Here is a 15,185-nt window from a genome sequence, read left to right as displayed (position 1 = left end):
TAATATAATATATATGAAAATACGAATATGATATACACGAGGAGTTTTTAACTCCTTTTGTAGTGGAAAGGTTGATACTATGAATACACCTGTCATTATCGCAGTAGCTGGAGGAAGTGCCAGTGGTAAAACAACAGTAGTTGATAAGATTGTAAGAGGATTTGATTCAAGCAGAGTTATTGTAATCAAACATGATGACTATTACAAAGATCAAACTGAAATGACAATGGAAGAACGTTACAAAGTGAATTATGATCATCCATTTAGTTTAGACAACGACTTAATGTATAAGCAAATCTTAAAACTAATCAAAGGTGAAACCATTACAAAACCAACCTATGATTTTGAAAATCATAACAGAGCAAAAGATTACGAAGATATCAAACCAAGAGACATCATTATTCTAGAAGGTATTTTAATAATGGAAGATGATCGCATCAGAGAGTTATGTGATATCAAATTATTCGTTGAAGCAGATGATGATTTACGCTTCATTAGACGTTTGTCAAGAGATATGGCTGAACGCGGAAGATCACTAGATAGTGTAGTAAATCAGTACTTAAATACAGTTAAACCAATGCATTATGCATTTGTTAAACCAACAAAACGTTATGCCGATATTATCATTCCAAATGATAAAGATCATGACGTTGCAGTAGACTTAATCATCACAAAAATAAATTCTATCATTTCAAATAGAGATGTAGTATAATAACATATGATATGGAGGTATTAGCATGGATAAATCGTATAAATTAACACAGGAAGGTCTTCTAAACCTACAAGAAGAAATAAATAAATTAAAAGATGTTGATCGTCTTGAGAACTTAGAAGCATTAAAAGATGCTCGTGCACAAGGGGATTTATCAGAAAACGCAGACTATGATGCAGCTCGTGATAAACAAGCTGAAATCGAAGGTCGTATCAAAGAAATCGAAGGAATCTTAAAAAATTACGAGATTATTAAAGAAGATCATTCAAATAAAGTAAACATCGGAAAAACAGTTGTACTTAAAGTTGGATCAATGCCTGAAAAAGAATACAGCATTGTTGGTTCTATTGAGGCAAACCCATTAAGAGGTAAAATTTCAAATGACTCTCCAATTGGTAAAGGTGTTATCGGATTACAAAAAGGTGCACAAATAACTGTTAAGACTGAAACTGGAAAAGAAGTTAAAGTTAAAGTTGTTGAAGTAAAATAAGAATGTCTTGTACATTCTTTTTTTGTTCTTAGGAGGAAAATATATGATAGGTATTATTGGAGCAATGGAAGTAGAAATCAATACAATTAAAAGTCAAATTGATGATTTAGATAAAGTAAAAAAAGGGATTAGGACATTCTATACTGGATCAATTTCAGGAAAAGAAGTAGTTTTAGTTCTGGCTGGAATAGGAAAAGTAAATGCAGCAGTAACAACTACTCTACTATTAGAACACTTCGATGTAACATCAGTAATCAATATAGGTGTTGCGGGTGGACAAAATGGCGTAAAACATAAAGATGTAGTAATATCATCTGAAGTACTTTATCATGATGTAGATGTCACAAAGTTTAGTGAGTATAAACATGGACAGTTACCAGGTTCAGAACCAACATACATTGCAGATAAAACACTATTAAATAAAACGAAATCAATACTTGATTTTCTACAGTATAACTATAAAGTTGGACGTATCGCATCAGGTGACCAGTTTGTTTACTCAAAAGAAACAATCAAAGAAGTAAATTCAGAATATAGCGATATTTACGCTATAGAAATGGAGTCTGCTGCTATAGCACATGTTGCTACAATGTATAACGTTCCATTCATTATATATCGATCAATTAGCGATATACTAGACGACGAAAATCAGGCAGAAGACTTTGATAAATTCGTTGAAGCTGCAAGCTTAAATGCATCAAAAGTACTCGAAAAGTTAATCGGTGTCATTTAAATGAAAGTGATTACGATTAACAGTCGTGAAATCAAATTAAACATAACCAAAAAGCCAAATAAGAATACATACTTCTATTTTAAAAAAGAAGGCTATATTCAAATAAATTTGTCAAAATATCAAACTGAAAAGTATGCTGTTAACTTCATTAAACAAAATGCAACTGCGTTCTTAAAGAAGTACGACAAAGCAACAATTACAAGGATTCCAGATAAATCGAAATACTATTTCCTTGGTCAGGAATTAAATATTAAATCATCTGACAACGTTGATAAAATAATAATCACAGAAACAGAGTGCATTCAACCTGCTATTTCTACTGACCAATTAAAAAGTATGATGAAACGATTTGAAAAGAAACAACTACTAGATATACTAAACAACTTACGTCTAAAGTACATTGACAATGGTGTTGTTAACATTTCAGATATACATATAAAAACAAGGTATACAACAACAAGATTTGGTAGTTGTAATGCAAGACTAAGAAACATAAACATGTCTACTCATTTGATTCATTATGACATTAAATATATTGAGTACGTTTTTCTACATGAAATTTGTCATTTGAAATTTCAGGATCATAGTGTAAACTTCTACAATGTATTAAAAAAGCTATGTCCAAACTACAAACAATTACGAAAAGAACTTAAAACTATATATAGATAGGTGATACTATGTTTTTACCAATTTCAAAAGAAGACTTATTAGAACGAAATATCGATCAATTAGATTTTATATTAATTAGTGGTGATGCTTATGTAGATCATCCATCTTTTGGTATTGCGATTATATCACGATTACTAGAACGCTACGGTTTTACTGTAGGGATTATCGCACAACCTGATATGAAGAACAATGATGATTTCAAACGACTTGGTACTCCAAAGCTAGGATTCCTAATAAGTAGTGGAAATATCGATAGCATGGTAAATCACTATTCTGTCTCAAAAAGAAGAAGACAAAAAGATTTATACAGTCCAGATGGACAAATGGATCTTCGTCCAGACTACGCAACCATAAAATATTCTCAAAAAGTAAGACAACTATTCTCAAATGCCAATATCATTATAGGTGGTATCGAAGCATCTTTACGTAGAATGGCTCATTACGATTACTGGGGGAATACAGTAAGAAAAAGTATCCTGATTGATTCTAAGGCAGATTTACTAGTATATGGAATGTCTGAGTTAAGTATCATAGAAGTTGCTGAATACTTAAGAAGTGGTTTAGATATAAAAGATATCGTGTTTATCACAGGGACAGTATTCAAAACAAAAAACGAGAGTTATATTCCAGCTGATGGAATCTACTTACCTAGTTATGATGAAATACTAGAAAACAAAGAGAAGTACGCTGAAAGCTTTAATATTAAATACAATAATATAGATCATATAAGTGCTAAACCACTTATAGAAACATATAGAAATCACACCGTAGTACAAAACACTCCATCACGTCCACTGACAAAAGAAGAGATGGATTCAATATACAGTTTACCGTATATGAGAAACTATCATCCTATATATAAGAAACTAGGACACATCCCTGCGATCAACGAAGTTAAATTCAGTATTATTAGTAATCGTGGTTGTTATGGAGGATGTAGTTTCTGCGCTTTAACATACCACCAAGGTAGAATTATCCAATCACGTTCAAAAGAATCAATCGTTGAAGAGGCAAAACAAATAACAAAATACGATGATTTCAAAGGATATATCCATGATATCGGTGGACCAACAGCTAACTTCTACGACACCGCTTGTGAAAAACAAGTCACAAAAGGTGTATGTTTAAACAAACAGTGTTTAGAAGATAAACCTTGTCCACTATTAAAAGTACAACACAATAACTATCTAGATATCTTAAGAGAAGTAAGAGAACTAGACAAAATCAAAAAAGTTTTTGTTCGTTCGGGTATTCGTTACGACTACGTAATGTACGATCAAAACGATCAATTCTTTAAAGAACTTGTTGAACATCATGTATCTGGACAACTAAAAGTTGCCCCAGAACATGTAAGTGATACTGTACTTGAGAAAATGAACAAACCAAAAAGAAGTCTATACGACAAATTCGTTAAAAAGTATTATGCGTTAAACGAAAAATATGACAAAAATCAATTCTTAGTGCCGTACTTAATGAGTAGCCATCCAGGTTCAACATTGACAGACGCTATAGAACTTGCGCTATATATTAGAGATTTAAAGTATTATCCTGAACAAGTACAAGATTTCTATCCAACTCCAGGAACACTAAGTACATGTATGTACTACACAGGACTTGATCCAAGAACGATGGAAGAAGTATATGTACCAAGAACAAAAGAAGAAAAAGCAATGCAAAGAGCTTTAATCCAATATCGCAATCCAAAGAACTATAACTTAGTAAGAAAAGCTCTAAAACTAGCAGATAGAGAAGATCTAATAGGGTACACAAAAGATTGCCTAATCAGACCAAAAAGATAATGTCTGTTTATAGAAAAAGTAGATTAATCTTTATTGTGTACATTCTTGTTTTATGGTTAGGAATTCTTTCATTATTTATTAATTATGGTATGAATCAATCACAGGAAAATATTGAAGTATTCATTATTATAGTTCCTATAAGCATAGGAGCTATCTTTGGACTTCACTACTTCATAAAAGACTATATTCATTTTAGAAAAGAAATTCCCGCTATAAAAATTGAAAACGATATTCTATGTATTGATCAATCATATCGATTAAAAAAAAATAAAGTTCCTGTATTTCAAATAAAAGAGGTAACTATGGAACATTTCACTCAAGTAAACAACGGGAGAAAAAGTGTAATTCAATGCATTAAAATAAAATACTATCCGACCGTTGTACCAAAGTTTATAACAATAAGAGACGTACTAGATATAAACTTTGATGTACTATTCAAACAACTAAAAGAAAACTTATTATGAAGGTGATAATATGGAAGTAAGATATAGAAACAATACAGACAAATTAGTGTACTTAGGAATCCCAATCGTATTCTTTATATTAGGATCAATCACAGGGAACTTCCTGCTTATAATACTCGCAACAACGATAACACTCGCTATATCAAGTGTTATCATACCTTACATTGTTAAGTACTATAGGAAAACAATCGTAATATCAATTAAGAATAAGGAACTTAATATAAACTCTAACGGTTCGTACAAAATACCATTGAAAAGTATCACAAATGTATATTTAAGAAATAATGGGAAATCGAACAAACAAGTTTTATATATCGATTACGTAAAAAAAGACATAAAAAGAAATCTATATCTAAGTGATTTATATGACGTCTCATTAGAAGTCATTTTAAAGAAACTGAAAAACAAGATAAAATAAGATATAATAAAGAAGGGTGATTCTATGAGACTTGAAGTATATTTAAAGAAGAAGATAGTATTCATTATTCCAATCATAGCTGTTTCAATGTTGTTAACTGGAATATTTTTAGAAACAGTAACGTTAATTATTGTTGGAATCTTCCTAAGTTTGGTCTCAATTTTAATACTGAAAACGTATTTATTCAAACCAGCCATAGTATTTGAAAGAAAATCATTTCATTTCCAAGGTATATATGGTAAAAATGTTCAGTATGACTTTGATAAAATAGAAGATATCTCCTATGATGAAGAACGAAAAGAATTATCAATAAAGTATAAACCAACTCAAGCTACACACGTAATCAACAATTCATACAATGTAACACCAAAAGAAATCTATGAAACAATCCAATCAAATATGAACAGAGGGTAATACTATGATTCAATACTTATTAAAAACAAAAAAATTCATTCCAAATGAATTTCATAACACATTCTTTGATATTGATTTCGATGCTCTTTATGAGCAAGGGAAACGATTAATCTTAACAGATTTAGATAATACATTAATCTCATATCAAGAAACAGTGCCAAATAAAGAAATCGATGACTTATTTGAGTCTTTACAAAAAAAAGGGTTTGAAATCATTATCGTTTCAAACAACATCCAACCTAGAGTCGATGTTTTTTGTGAAGGGTTAAACATAGAAGGTCATGCCAATATGAGGAAACCATTTATCTTCAAATTCAAACGCATTATCAAGAACACACTTAGAGATTACAAAAAAGATGAGATTGTAATAATTGGTGATCAATTGATGACAGATATCTATGGAGCCAATAGACTACAAACTTATAGTATCTTGGTAAACCCAATCAAAAAGAAAACTGAAAAATGGTATACAAGATTAAACAGAAAAATGGAAGAAACAAAACTAAATCAAATTGGAAAAAAATTCCCTGAAACATACGAAAAACTGAAGCTTCAAGAAAGAGTGTAATATGGAAGAACTTCGCTGTATAGGATGTGGAAGTATCATTCAATCCACAGATCAGAAACAACCAGGATTTGTACCAAGTAGTAAATTAGAATCAAGCGAAGACATAGTGTGTCGTCGCTGTTTTAGACTGAAAAACTACAATGAGGTTACACCGTTATCAATCACAAAAGATGATTACTTTAAGATTATCGGTAAAATTGGAAACAGCAATGCACTGATTGTTAAGATAATTGATATATTTGATATTGAAGGATCAATGATTCCTCAAATTCAAAAACTAACAAACCATAATGATTTAATCATTATCGCAAATAAAGTAGATTTATTGCCTAAAAGTGTTAAAGAAAACAAACTGAAGCATCACTTAACAAAGATTGTCGCAGATAACAATTTAAAGCCAATAGATATTAAACTAATGTCAGCTAAGAAGAATAAGAACTTAGATGTTATTATTCAAGATATCCTAAAACAATCACAAAAAAGAGACATTTATGTAGTTGGTGCTACTAATGTTGGAAAATCAACATTCATCAACCAATTACTTAAGAATTATACAGATGTAAAAGAAGAAGTTATTACCGTTTCAAGTACAGCGGGAACAACTTTAGACTTCATCAAAATACCGTTTGGTGATTTTGATGTTATAGATACACCTGGACTAATCAACGATGAGCAAATAACTCATTATATATCAGCTAAGACTTTAAAAGCTGTTACACCAAAAAAAGAAATCAAACCAAAAGGGTATCAATTAGATCCTGGGCAAACTTTATTTATTGGTGGACTAGCTAGAATAGATATTATAAGTGGAAGCAAGTCTTCTATGATAGTTTATGTAAGTGAGTTCTTAAATATTCACCGCACAAAACTGGAAAATGCAGATAACTTATATGAGACAAATCTTCACAAAGTTTTATCTCCACCGTATGAAGGAGAAGAGTACCCACTTAAAAAACACAACTTTTTCATCAAGAATGATCAAAAGTATGATATTGTATTACCTGGTCTTGGATTCATCACGGTAAAAGGGAATGTTAAAATAAGTGTTCACACATTGATTCATTCAATGCCATATGTGAGAGAAGCATTGATTTAATGATTGATGTAATCAAAAAAGACTTAGAAAAGATATATAAAAACAAACCAAACAGATTAAAACATGTTTACGGAGTTCTAGATACTGCATTGTCTCTTGGTAAGAGATTTGATCTAGACCTTGATAAACTTACTTACGCAGCTCTTCTACATGATATTACCAAATATTATGATAATAAAAAACAAGAAGAGATTATAAGAAACAACTATAAAAACTATCAACGAATATTAGAAGAATTCAATAGTCAAATTCTTCATAGCTTCACCGCAGTAATTTACGCAAAAGAAGTGTATAATATTGTCGATGACGAAATACTAAACAGTATATCTTCACACACTGTAGGAAGACCCAATATGAGTAGATATGAAGAAATAGTATTTATAAGTGACTACATTGAACCAAATAGAACATATGATTCTTGTATTAAAGTAAGAAAAATTGCTAATCAAAATCTTCAATTAGCTGTATATACAGCGATTGATGATTCTATTAAATATTATGAGAAAGAACATTCAAAGATTCCCAAACAAGCATATGATGCAAGGGAGTTTTATGAACAACTATTGGAGGAAAATCATGGAAAAAATTAAGATTATTATTGATGCGTTAGAATCAGTAAATTTATTTGATATCGTAGTATACGATATGAAAGATAAGTCACCATTCTTCGAGTACTTAGTTATAAGTAGTTCGACAAGTGAGAGACAGTTAAAAGCAACTGCGACTCACATTACAGGAGACCTAGTAAAAGGTGGTTTTGAAGCACCTAGAGTTGAAGGTAAAAATTCAAACTCATGGATACTAATTGATTGTAATGATGTAATTGTGAACGTGTTCACTAAAGAAGAAAGAGAACATTACGACTTAGAAAAAATGTTAGCTGAAATTGAAACTTTAAATCTAGATAGACTAAAATGATTTACGAGAAACTAGCTACCTATTATGATATGTTTGTAGATGATAAACTTGTTGAAGAATATGTGAAGATAATTCAAGTTCATCACAAATCAGGTAGTGTTTTAGATTTAGGGACTGGAACTGGACCTCTAGCTATCGAATTAAGTAAAAAAGGATATCATGTTACCGCAACAGACATATCTACTGAAATGTTGGAAGTCGCATATAATAACGCAACAATTGATGATGTTAAGATAAATTTCTTTATACATGACATACTTGATACTGTGAACAGAGATTATGACATCATTTGTATGAGTAGTGATGTTATAAATTATTTGCAGAATGAAGCAGAAGTGAGTAAAGCACTTAAAAATGTTTACTTGGCCATGAATACAGATAGTGTTTTTCTATTTGATTCTATAAGACCTCAGTACATTCACAAACTATCTGGTCATACCGAGGAAGTGCTATTAAAAGATGATGTTATGAGATGGAGTGCTGTATTAACAAATATAGATAATCAAATGAAACATACCATCCAAATTGGGAACCACATTGAAAGTCATTTACAGATGGCTTACACTCTTAAAGATATGACAGTAATGCTAAAAAGTAATCATATAGAAGTGATTAAAAAAATTAAATATGAAGATAGAATATTATACGTTTGTAAAAAAGAACTATAATATTCTTTTTTATTTATAGTATAATTTAAGTAAGAGGTGATGATATGAATGAAGCTTTAGTTGATTTATTAAAGAATCAAAAGAAAACCGAGTACAAATTTGAAGGTGTAGATAAACTTCAATTACTCGAGGATTTATTACTTGATATCGGAATACACGATTCTCATATTCGAGATGAATTAATATATCCTGTTCTTGCTCACTTACTACATGATTCTCATTTTGATAAAGAGATGCTTGTGGATATATCTAAGAGATTAATATCGCAAGAGTTTATGATGTTTGATCTAGACAACGACATAGAGTTTAGCGCTTTAATACGCACTTTTACGATGTTGCAGCTAACCATTCTTGTTTATGTACACAACCGAGATGGACTATATAATAAACACGAATTTAAGGAGTTGTTTGACGGTTTGGTTCAGTATTACAAATTGGAAACTGACTTAAGAGGTTTTGACAAAAGGGTTGGTTTTATACATTCAGTTGCTCATGCTGCTGATACATTTAATCAAATAGTTAAAGCTAAGGAAATAGAAGAATATCAACTTAGAATTATCTTTGATATCATCAATGAGAAATTCGAAGTTGATCACTATGTTTACACTAATGATGAGGATGAAAGAACAGTAAATGTATTAGAATCCATGATAAAATTAAAAAAATTGGATAATGATTTTTTATTGAGTTGGATAGATTTTGTCAGTGATTATAATCGTCCTAAAACATATCCAGAAGTATATAATATCAATATAAATATAAAGAGTTTATTAAGATCTCTATACTTTAGATTTATTTATGATCCAGAGTATGATTTCTTAACTGAAAAGATTAAAGAGGTTCTAAATAGCAAAGTTAAACTAAGATAGTATAAGTGTTTTTATTTTTTAGAATTACTGATTGGTCAACTGTTTTGGGTTATTTATCTTACATAAGGAGGGACAGATTATGAAACCACAGATTTTTCATATTTCAGGTTTGACGTTATACTCAATTTTGATGATACTCTTAGCACAAAATAATTTTTTGGTTTTTCATATCATAATTGAATTCACTGGGCTTGCCATTGGTTTTTCATTATTATTATTTATAGGATTATCTCACAGGACTGAGTTACCAAGGATTGCAATGATTATTGCAATTGGCTTGTTTTTTAGTAGTCTTGTACTCATTCTTCATACTTTATATTATGGAGAGATGAATGTTTTTTCTGGTGCGACGGGAAATAAGGCTATACAGTTTTGGATTGTTGGTAATTTAATTCTAGCATCGTCAATATTATTCGGTACCCTTAGTCACAAATTTAAAGTGAATATGAAGTGGCTGATATCTATCGTTGTATTTGGCTCAACTTTACTTGTATTAAGCATATTCATCAATATTTTTCCAGCTTGCTATATTGTAGGGACTGGATTAACAACATTTAAAATAGTAATGGAGTATTTAATTATACTTATCTATATAGCATCCGGAATAACAATGTTTGCTTATAAACCACTAGAACATCGGAACTTCAAGTTCGATTTTTTGCTGATTTTGATCCTGCTAATATCATCAGAACTAGTGTTCACTTTATACACTGGTCTTACTGAAAATATAATTGTGATTGGACATTTAACAAAAGTCGCAGGTTTATATCTACTGCTTGTTGCAATGATTATGGAGTTTTTTGTTCATCCTTTATCAAAATCATTAACTGATTTTTCTAAAGAAATTGATGGATTAAAAGCTGCGTTTAAGGAAACAGAAAAAAATGCGGATATTTTTAGAGCATTATATGATGATGCACCACTTGGATATCAATCACTAGACGAAAGCGGACATTTCTTAATTGTCAACGAAACATATGCAAGATTACTTGGATACGAAAAAGAAGAGATGATAGGTAAGTTTTTTGGTAGTTTTATGAGTGAAAATAGCAAAACTGAAATAAATGAAAACTTCAAGGCATTTAAAGAAAGAGGAAGTGTAGATGTTATTTTTGAGATGATTCATAAAAGTGGACATCTAATACCTGTTAGGTTTCTAGGAAAAATCGCCTATAAAGGTGATGGAAACTTTAAGCAAACACATTGTATTTTAATGGATATTTCCAATGAGGTAGAATATCAAAAAGGAATTATTGAAAGCAGAGAAAGACTTGAAAATATACTTGATTTAACAGGTGAAGGGGTTTATACAATTGATTCAAATGGTATTTGCATTTCAATAAATGATAGAGCCATTCAATTACTTGGGTATAGTAATCGTGCAGAGTTTATTGGGAAGAATATGCATAGCCTCATTCATCATTCTAGAATTGATGGAGAAGAATATAAAGAAGAAGATTGTCCATCTAGAATTACAATGGAATCTGGTAATGATTCAGCAAATCTTAGGAATATTTTTTGGAAGAAAAATGGAAAATGGATAGAAGTGGTACTAAGCACATATCCCTTAATCTTTGACGAAGATGTTATAGGAGCAACTGTAACATTTAGAGATAAAACAAGTAGTGACAATATAGTAAGATCACTTGTAGATATGAGTTATCACGATACATTGACAGGTGTGTTTAATAGAAGATATTTTGAAGAGGAAATCAAGAATATTGACATACCAAAGAATTATCCATTGAGTATTATAGTAGCAGACATAAATGGATTAAAGCTAGTTAATGATGCTTTTGGACATTTAAGTGGGGATCAGTTATTGATTCATGCTACAGAAGTATTCATTCATCATGCAAAAAAAAGAGACTTCATTGCACGAATTGGTGGAGATGAGTTTATTATGGTAATGCCTAATACAGATCAACAGGAAGCTGAAAATAGAGTGCTCGCACTCATAGAATCAGCCAAAAGATATTATGTAAAATCAGTACAACTATCTGTATCGTACGGTGTTAAGGCAAAAATATCGAGCTTCGAAGATTTTAATGAAATATACAAATCTGCTGAAGACGAGATGTATAGAATGAAACTCTTAGATGTACCATCAATGAGAAGTAATACTATAGATACGATCATTAGGACTTTATATGAGAAAGATGTTTATTCAGAGACACACTCAAGAAATGTATCAAAGCTTAGTGAAGTAATCGCACAAAAGTATAAACTGTCATTCCAGCAAATCAATGAAATAAGAATGGCTGGTATTCTACATGATATTGGGAAAATTGTTATTACTAAGGACATAATTAGTAAGAATGGAAAACTAACACCTCAAGAGTATGAAGAGGTTAAGAAACATCCAGAAATTGGTTTTAGAATCCTAAACTCATCTAACGAACTAAGACAACTTAGTGAAATAGTATTGAGTCATCACGAATACTGGGATGGTTCGGGATACCCTCGTGGCTTAGCCGGAGAGCAAATTCCAATCCTGTCTAGAATAATTTCTGTTGCTGACGCATTTGATGCGATGACAACTGAAAGAACTTATAGGAAAGAAATTAGCTACACTGAAGCCATAGAAGAACTAAAGAGATGTTCAGGATCTCAGTTTGATCCAAATGTTGTGAAAATATTTGAAACTCACTTCGATGACATCATAAAACTATCACAAAGCAAAGTATATGATTAAAAGGCAGATTTTCTGCCTTTTTTATTGAGAAAATATATTGACCTACCGATACTATATTATTGGGTGATAATATGAAAGATTTATTAAAAAAGTACAGCGGATTTGTAATAGTCGGTTTGGTAATCATTGTAAGTTTACTTACAAGCTTACTAAAAGAAAAACCAATTGCTGAAATTAATGAACCAATACAGGAATATAATGGTATTGAATATATTTATGTTGATATAAAAGGAGAAGTACATAATCCAGGAGTATATAAAGTGAATGAAGATTTGAGATTATATCAACTTGTTAATTTAGCAGGTGGTCTTACAAATGAGGCGGATGGCACTTTAGTAAACCTGAGTTCACAATTGTTTGATGAGGATGTTATCTATATCCCATCTATATACGATGAAACTAGTTCTGTTATTGGTGATATACCAGTGAATGAAGTTAGATTGGACATTAACCAGGCAAACCTAGAGCAACTTCAAGAATTACCCGGAATCGGACCATCTACGGCACAAAAAATAATAGACTACAGGAAAGAAGTTGGATATTTTGAAGATATCGAGGATATTATAAATGTACCCGGAATTGGTGAAAGTACGTTTAATAACATTAAAGATCTTATTAAAACTTAGATATCAATATATATACCTAGTATTTGGATTAGTATTATACATACTAAGTACGAATAGTTATTTATACTTCATACCTTCAATTCTTTTCTTGATTTTCATGTATAAGTATCGAAAATCACTTTTACTGATTGTGATACTTATTTGTGGGATTTATCAATCAAGCATCTTATTGTTTCATTCCAAATCTTTAGAAATACAGGAAGATTACGAGATCACAGTAATTGATGGAATTAAGGATAACTATACAACAAGTTTTAGAGGGAAGATTGACGGACTTTACATTAAAGTTTCTTTACCTGAAATTACCTCAATAAAACCAGGTGATATATTAGTTGTTACAGGAGAGTTAACACTGCCAAGAAGCAATACAATTCCAAAAGGATTTAACTATAAGAACTATTTGTACTCAAAGAATATGAAATACATAATTCAAGTTGACAACTATTCAAAACTAGGTTCCAAATTGACAATTCAGAGGATTCCCCATATTATTTCAAAATATATAGATAGTAATTTTCCAAAATCAAAAGCGTACATTAAAACGTTTATTTTGGCTGACAAATCTGAATTTGATCAATCTTTCATTAACTCAATAAACGATTTAGGAATCAGCCACCTTTTTGCTGTAAGTGGATTACACATTACGTTACTAGTTTTGACATTAGAAAAGTTTATCAAAACTAAAAGGCGATTTATAATAACAGTTTTTCTTGTAATATATATAGTCCTAACTGCCTTTAGTCCCTCGGTTGTTAGAGCATCTTTGTTATACATTCTAATTCAAATAGTAAAAAAGTATAAACTTAAACTAAGCAACTTAGATGTTCTATCTATTATATTCATAGGTTATCTCGTTATATCACCATACATGTACTATAATATGGGGTTTGTTTTATCTTTTACTGTGACTTTCTCAATCTTGTTAACACCGTATCTATTTAAATCTAAAAACGTAATAAACTCTTTATTTACAGTATCACTAGTTGCCTTCCTAACAACTATCCCTATCGTTTTATCATTAAACTACCAATTAAATATATATTCTTTGATTATAAATGTTGTTATGATACTTTATATGAGTTACGTTATTTTACCGTTTGGATATATAACATTTTTCTTACCATTTCTTGATGATATATATGCTAGGATAATTAAACCTTTTGAGTTTATAGTACATACACAATCTCAACTCGAATTTTTGACATTCAAATTTACGTTTACAAATAATTTGAATGTTATTCTTTATTACGTCTTTCTGTTCCTGATTCTAATTAATGTAAAGACAAAAAAGTGTTCTTATTACATTCAAATGTTGAGTCTTTTGATTCTGTTTACCTATTACTCAAATATTCTTTCGCCTACCAAGGAGATTTCAGTGATTGACGTATATGGTGACAGCATACTAGTAAAAGATTCACATGATCGTTGTAATATTCTAATAGATACGGGTGTCACAGATCAATATGATTCTGTGATTGATTACATTAAAAGCAAGAACATAAGAAGATTAGACTACGTAATAATTACACATTATCATGATGATCATATGGGTGAGTTAGATGATATTCTTGAATCATTCAATATAGGACAGATAATTGATTATGATAATCATCCAAATCATATTGAGTGTGGATCATTGGATTTGGAGTTTTATGAACTAATAAACGAATCGTTTGAGGAAAACAATAAGTCTGTTGTCTTTAAGTTGTACATAGAAGATGATACATACCTGTTCACAGGAGACATTGAAAAAGAAAGAGAAAAGGAATTACTAGAAAATTTTAGGATACATTCATCAAATCTGAAAGCTGGACATCATGGAAGTATTACTAGTAGTAGCGCTGAATTCATAGACACCGTAGACCCTAATGAAGTGTTCATAACATCGTTTCATAAAAACACCCATAACCATCCATCAGTAGAGGTGATTAATAGGTACAAAGATAGAAATATTACTATATCCAGAATTGACTTGGATGGCACTATAATCATTTCCTATTTGTTTGGGGTTAAAGACAAAAAAACAACACCCCCATAAGATTTGTA

17 protein-coding genes are annotated in these 15,185 nt (G+C 30.6%); all 17 read left to right on the top strand.

What is annotated here, in order from left to right; translation table 11 throughout:
- The first annotated feature begins 79 nt into the window (after positions 1 to 79).
- A complete protein-coding gene (gene udk, locus AC2LE6_RS00190) occupies positions 80 to 712 on the top strand; it encodes a uridine kinase (RefSeq protein WP_484477208.1) in 633 nt (210 codons plus the stop codon).
- Positions 713 to 737: 25 nt separating this feature from the next.
- The gene (gene greA, locus AC2LE6_RS00185) at positions 738 to 1,202 is read left to right on the top strand and encodes a transcription elongation factor GreA (RefSeq protein ID WP_484477207.1); all 465 of its coding nucleotides are present in this window, start codon (positions 738 to 740) and stop codon (positions 1,200 to 1,202) included.
- A gap of 43 nt (positions 1,203 to 1,245) precedes the next feature.
- The gene (locus AC2LE6_RS00180) at positions 1,246 to 1,935 is read left to right on the top strand and encodes a 5'-methylthioadenosine/adenosylhomocysteine nucleosidase (protein WP_484477206.1); all 690 of its coding nucleotides are present in this window, start codon (positions 1,246 to 1,248) and stop codon (positions 1,933 to 1,935) included.
- Positions 1,936 to 2,604, top strand: coding sequence for a M48 family metallopeptidase (locus tag AC2LE6_RS00175; RefSeq protein ID WP_484477205.1), 669 nt, complete (start codon positions 1,936 to 1,938; stop codon positions 2,602 to 2,604).
- A gap of 8 nt (positions 2,605 to 2,612) precedes the next feature.
- Positions 2,613 to 4,403, top strand: coding sequence for a YgiQ family radical SAM protein (locus tag AC2LE6_RS00170; RefSeq protein WP_484477204.1), 1,791 nt, complete (start codon positions 2,613 to 2,615; stop codon positions 4,401 to 4,403).
- Positions 4,403 to 4,867 (top strand): hypothetical protein, encoded by a 465-nt coding sequence (locus AC2LE6_RS00165; RefSeq protein WP_484477203.1) that lies wholly within the window; start codon positions 4,403 to 4,405, stop codon positions 4,865 to 4,867. The genes AC2LE6_RS00170 and AC2LE6_RS00165 overlap by 1 nt, the downstream gene beginning before the upstream one ends.
- 10 nt (positions 4,868 to 4,877) lie before the next feature.
- Positions 4,878 to 5,285 carry a hypothetical protein gene (locus tag AC2LE6_RS00160; protein ID WP_484477202.1) on the top strand — a complete coding sequence of 136 codons (408 nt, stop codon included), beginning with the start codon at positions 4,878 to 4,880 and terminating at the stop codon, positions 5,283 to 5,285.
- A gap of 24 nt (positions 5,286 to 5,309) precedes the next feature.
- Entirely contained in the window at positions 5,310 to 5,699 is a 390-nt protein-coding gene (locus tag AC2LE6_RS00155) for a hypothetical protein (RefSeq protein WP_484477201.1), read from the top strand.
- A gap of 4 nt (positions 5,700 to 5,703) precedes the next feature.
- Positions 5,704 to 6,267: a YqeG family HAD IIIA-type phosphatase gene (locus AC2LE6_RS00150; RefSeq protein WP_484477200.1), complete on the top strand. Its 564-nt coding sequence runs from the start codon at positions 5,704 to 5,706 to the stop codon at positions 6,265 to 6,267.
- Between the two features lies 1 nt (position 6,268).
- Positions 6,269 to 7,363: a ribosome biogenesis GTPase YqeH gene (gene yqeH / locus AC2LE6_RS00145; protein ID WP_484477199.1), complete on the top strand. Its 1,095-nt coding sequence runs from the start codon at positions 6,269 to 6,271 to the stop codon at positions 7,361 to 7,363.
- On the top strand, positions 7,363 to 7,953 hold the full coding sequence (yqeK, locus tag AC2LE6_RS00140; protein ID WP_484477198.1) for a bis(5'-nucleosyl)-tetraphosphatase (symmetrical) YqeK: 591 nt from the start codon (positions 7,363 to 7,365) through the stop codon (positions 7,951 to 7,953). Before yqeH ends, yqeK begins: the two co-directional genes overlap by 1 nt.
- Positions 7,940 to 8,281, top strand: coding sequence for a ribosome silencing factor (gene rsfS, locus AC2LE6_RS00135; RefSeq protein ID WP_484477197.1), 342 nt, complete (start codon positions 7,940 to 7,942; stop codon positions 8,279 to 8,281). Before yqeK ends, rsfS begins: the two co-directional genes overlap by 14 nt.
- The gene (locus tag AC2LE6_RS00130; protein ID WP_484477196.1) at positions 8,278 to 8,949 is read left to right on the top strand and encodes a class I SAM-dependent DNA methyltransferase; all 672 of its coding nucleotides are present in this window, start codon (positions 8,278 to 8,280) and stop codon (positions 8,947 to 8,949) included. Before rsfS ends, AC2LE6_RS00130 begins: the two co-directional genes overlap by 4 nt.
- Before the next feature lie 44 nt (positions 8,950 to 8,993).
- On the top strand, positions 8,994 to 9,818 hold the full coding sequence (locus AC2LE6_RS00125) for a DUF2785 domain-containing protein (protein WP_484477195.1): 825 nt from the start codon (positions 8,994 to 8,996) through the stop codon (positions 9,816 to 9,818).
- A gap of 79 nt (positions 9,819 to 9,897) precedes the next feature.
- Positions 9,898 to 12,513 (top strand): MASE3 domain-containing protein, encoded by a 2,616-nt coding sequence (locus AC2LE6_RS00120; protein ID WP_484477194.1) that lies wholly within the window; start codon positions 9,898 to 9,900, stop codon positions 12,511 to 12,513.
- Positions 12,514 to 12,584: 71 nt separating this feature from the next.
- Positions 12,585 to 13,139: a helix-hairpin-helix domain-containing protein gene (locus AC2LE6_RS00115; protein WP_484477193.1), complete on the top strand. Its 555-nt coding sequence runs from the start codon at positions 12,585 to 12,587 to the stop codon at positions 13,137 to 13,139.
- Entirely contained in the window at positions 13,081 to 15,177 is a 2,097-nt protein-coding gene (locus AC2LE6_RS00110) for a DNA internalization-related competence protein ComEC/Rec2 (protein ID WP_484477192.1), read from the top strand. The genes AC2LE6_RS00115 and AC2LE6_RS00110 overlap by 59 nt, the downstream gene beginning before the upstream one ends.
- The last annotated feature ends 8 nt before the right edge of the window (positions 15,178 to 15,185 follow it).

The organism is Candidatus Izemoplasma sp., assembly GCF_982632705.1.
This window is presented reverse-complemented; position numbering and strand designations above follow the sequence as displayed.

Coding starts and splice junctions, on each gene's coding strand:
- AC2LE6_RS00130 (WP_484477196.1), top strand. CDS start 8,278: ATGATTTACGAGAAACTAGCTACCTATTATGATATGTTTGTAGATGAT.
- AC2LE6_RS00170 (WP_484477204.1), top strand. CDS start 2,613: ATGTTTTTACCAATTTCAAAAGAAGACTTATTAGAACGAAATATCGAT.
- rsfS (WP_484477197.1), top strand. CDS start 7,940: ATGGAAAAAATTAAGATTATTATTGATGCGTTAGAATCAGTAAATTTA.
- greA (WP_484477207.1), top strand. CDS start 738: ATGGATAAATCGTATAAATTAACACAGGAAGGTCTTCTAAACCTACAA.
- AC2LE6_RS00115 (WP_484477193.1), top strand. CDS start 12,585: ATGAAAGATTTATTAAAAAAGTACAGCGGATTTGTAATAGTCGGTTTG.
- AC2LE6_RS00175 (WP_484477205.1), top strand. CDS start 1,936: ATGAAAGTGATTACGATTAACAGTCGTGAAATCAAATTAAACATAACC.
- AC2LE6_RS00150 (WP_484477200.1), top strand. CDS start 5,704: ATGATTCAATACTTATTAAAAACAAAAAAATTCATTCCAAATGAATTT.
- AC2LE6_RS00125 (WP_484477195.1), top strand. CDS start 8,994: ATGAATGAAGCTTTAGTTGATTTATTAAAGAATCAAAAGAAAACCGAG.
- yqeK (WP_484477198.1), top strand. CDS start 7,363: ATGATTGATGTAATCAAAAAAGACTTAGAAAAGATATATAAAAACAAA.
- yqeH (WP_484477199.1), top strand. CDS start 6,269: ATGGAAGAACTTCGCTGTATAGGATGTGGAAGTATCATTCAATCCACA.
- AC2LE6_RS00160 (WP_484477202.1), top strand. CDS start 4,878: ATGGAAGTAAGATATAGAAACAATACAGACAAATTAGTGTACTTAGGA.
- AC2LE6_RS00165 (WP_484477203.1), top strand. CDS start 4,403: ATGTCTGTTTATAGAAAAAGTAGATTAATCTTTATTGTGTACATTCTT.
- AC2LE6_RS00180 (WP_484477206.1), top strand. CDS start 1,246: ATGATAGGTATTATTGGAGCAATGGAAGTAGAAATCAATACAATTAAA.
- AC2LE6_RS00110 (WP_484477192.1), top strand. CDS start 13,081: ATGTACCCGGAATTGGTGAAAGTACGTTTAATAACATTAAAGATCTTA.
- AC2LE6_RS00120 (WP_484477194.1), top strand. CDS start 9,898: ATGAAACCACAGATTTTTCATATTTCAGGTTTGACGTTATACTCAATT.
- udk (WP_484477208.1), top strand. CDS start 80: ATGAATACACCTGTCATTATCGCAGTAGCTGGAGGAAGTGCCAGTGGT.
- AC2LE6_RS00155 (WP_484477201.1), top strand. CDS start 5,310: ATGAGACTTGAAGTATATTTAAAGAAGAAGATAGTATTCATTATTCCA.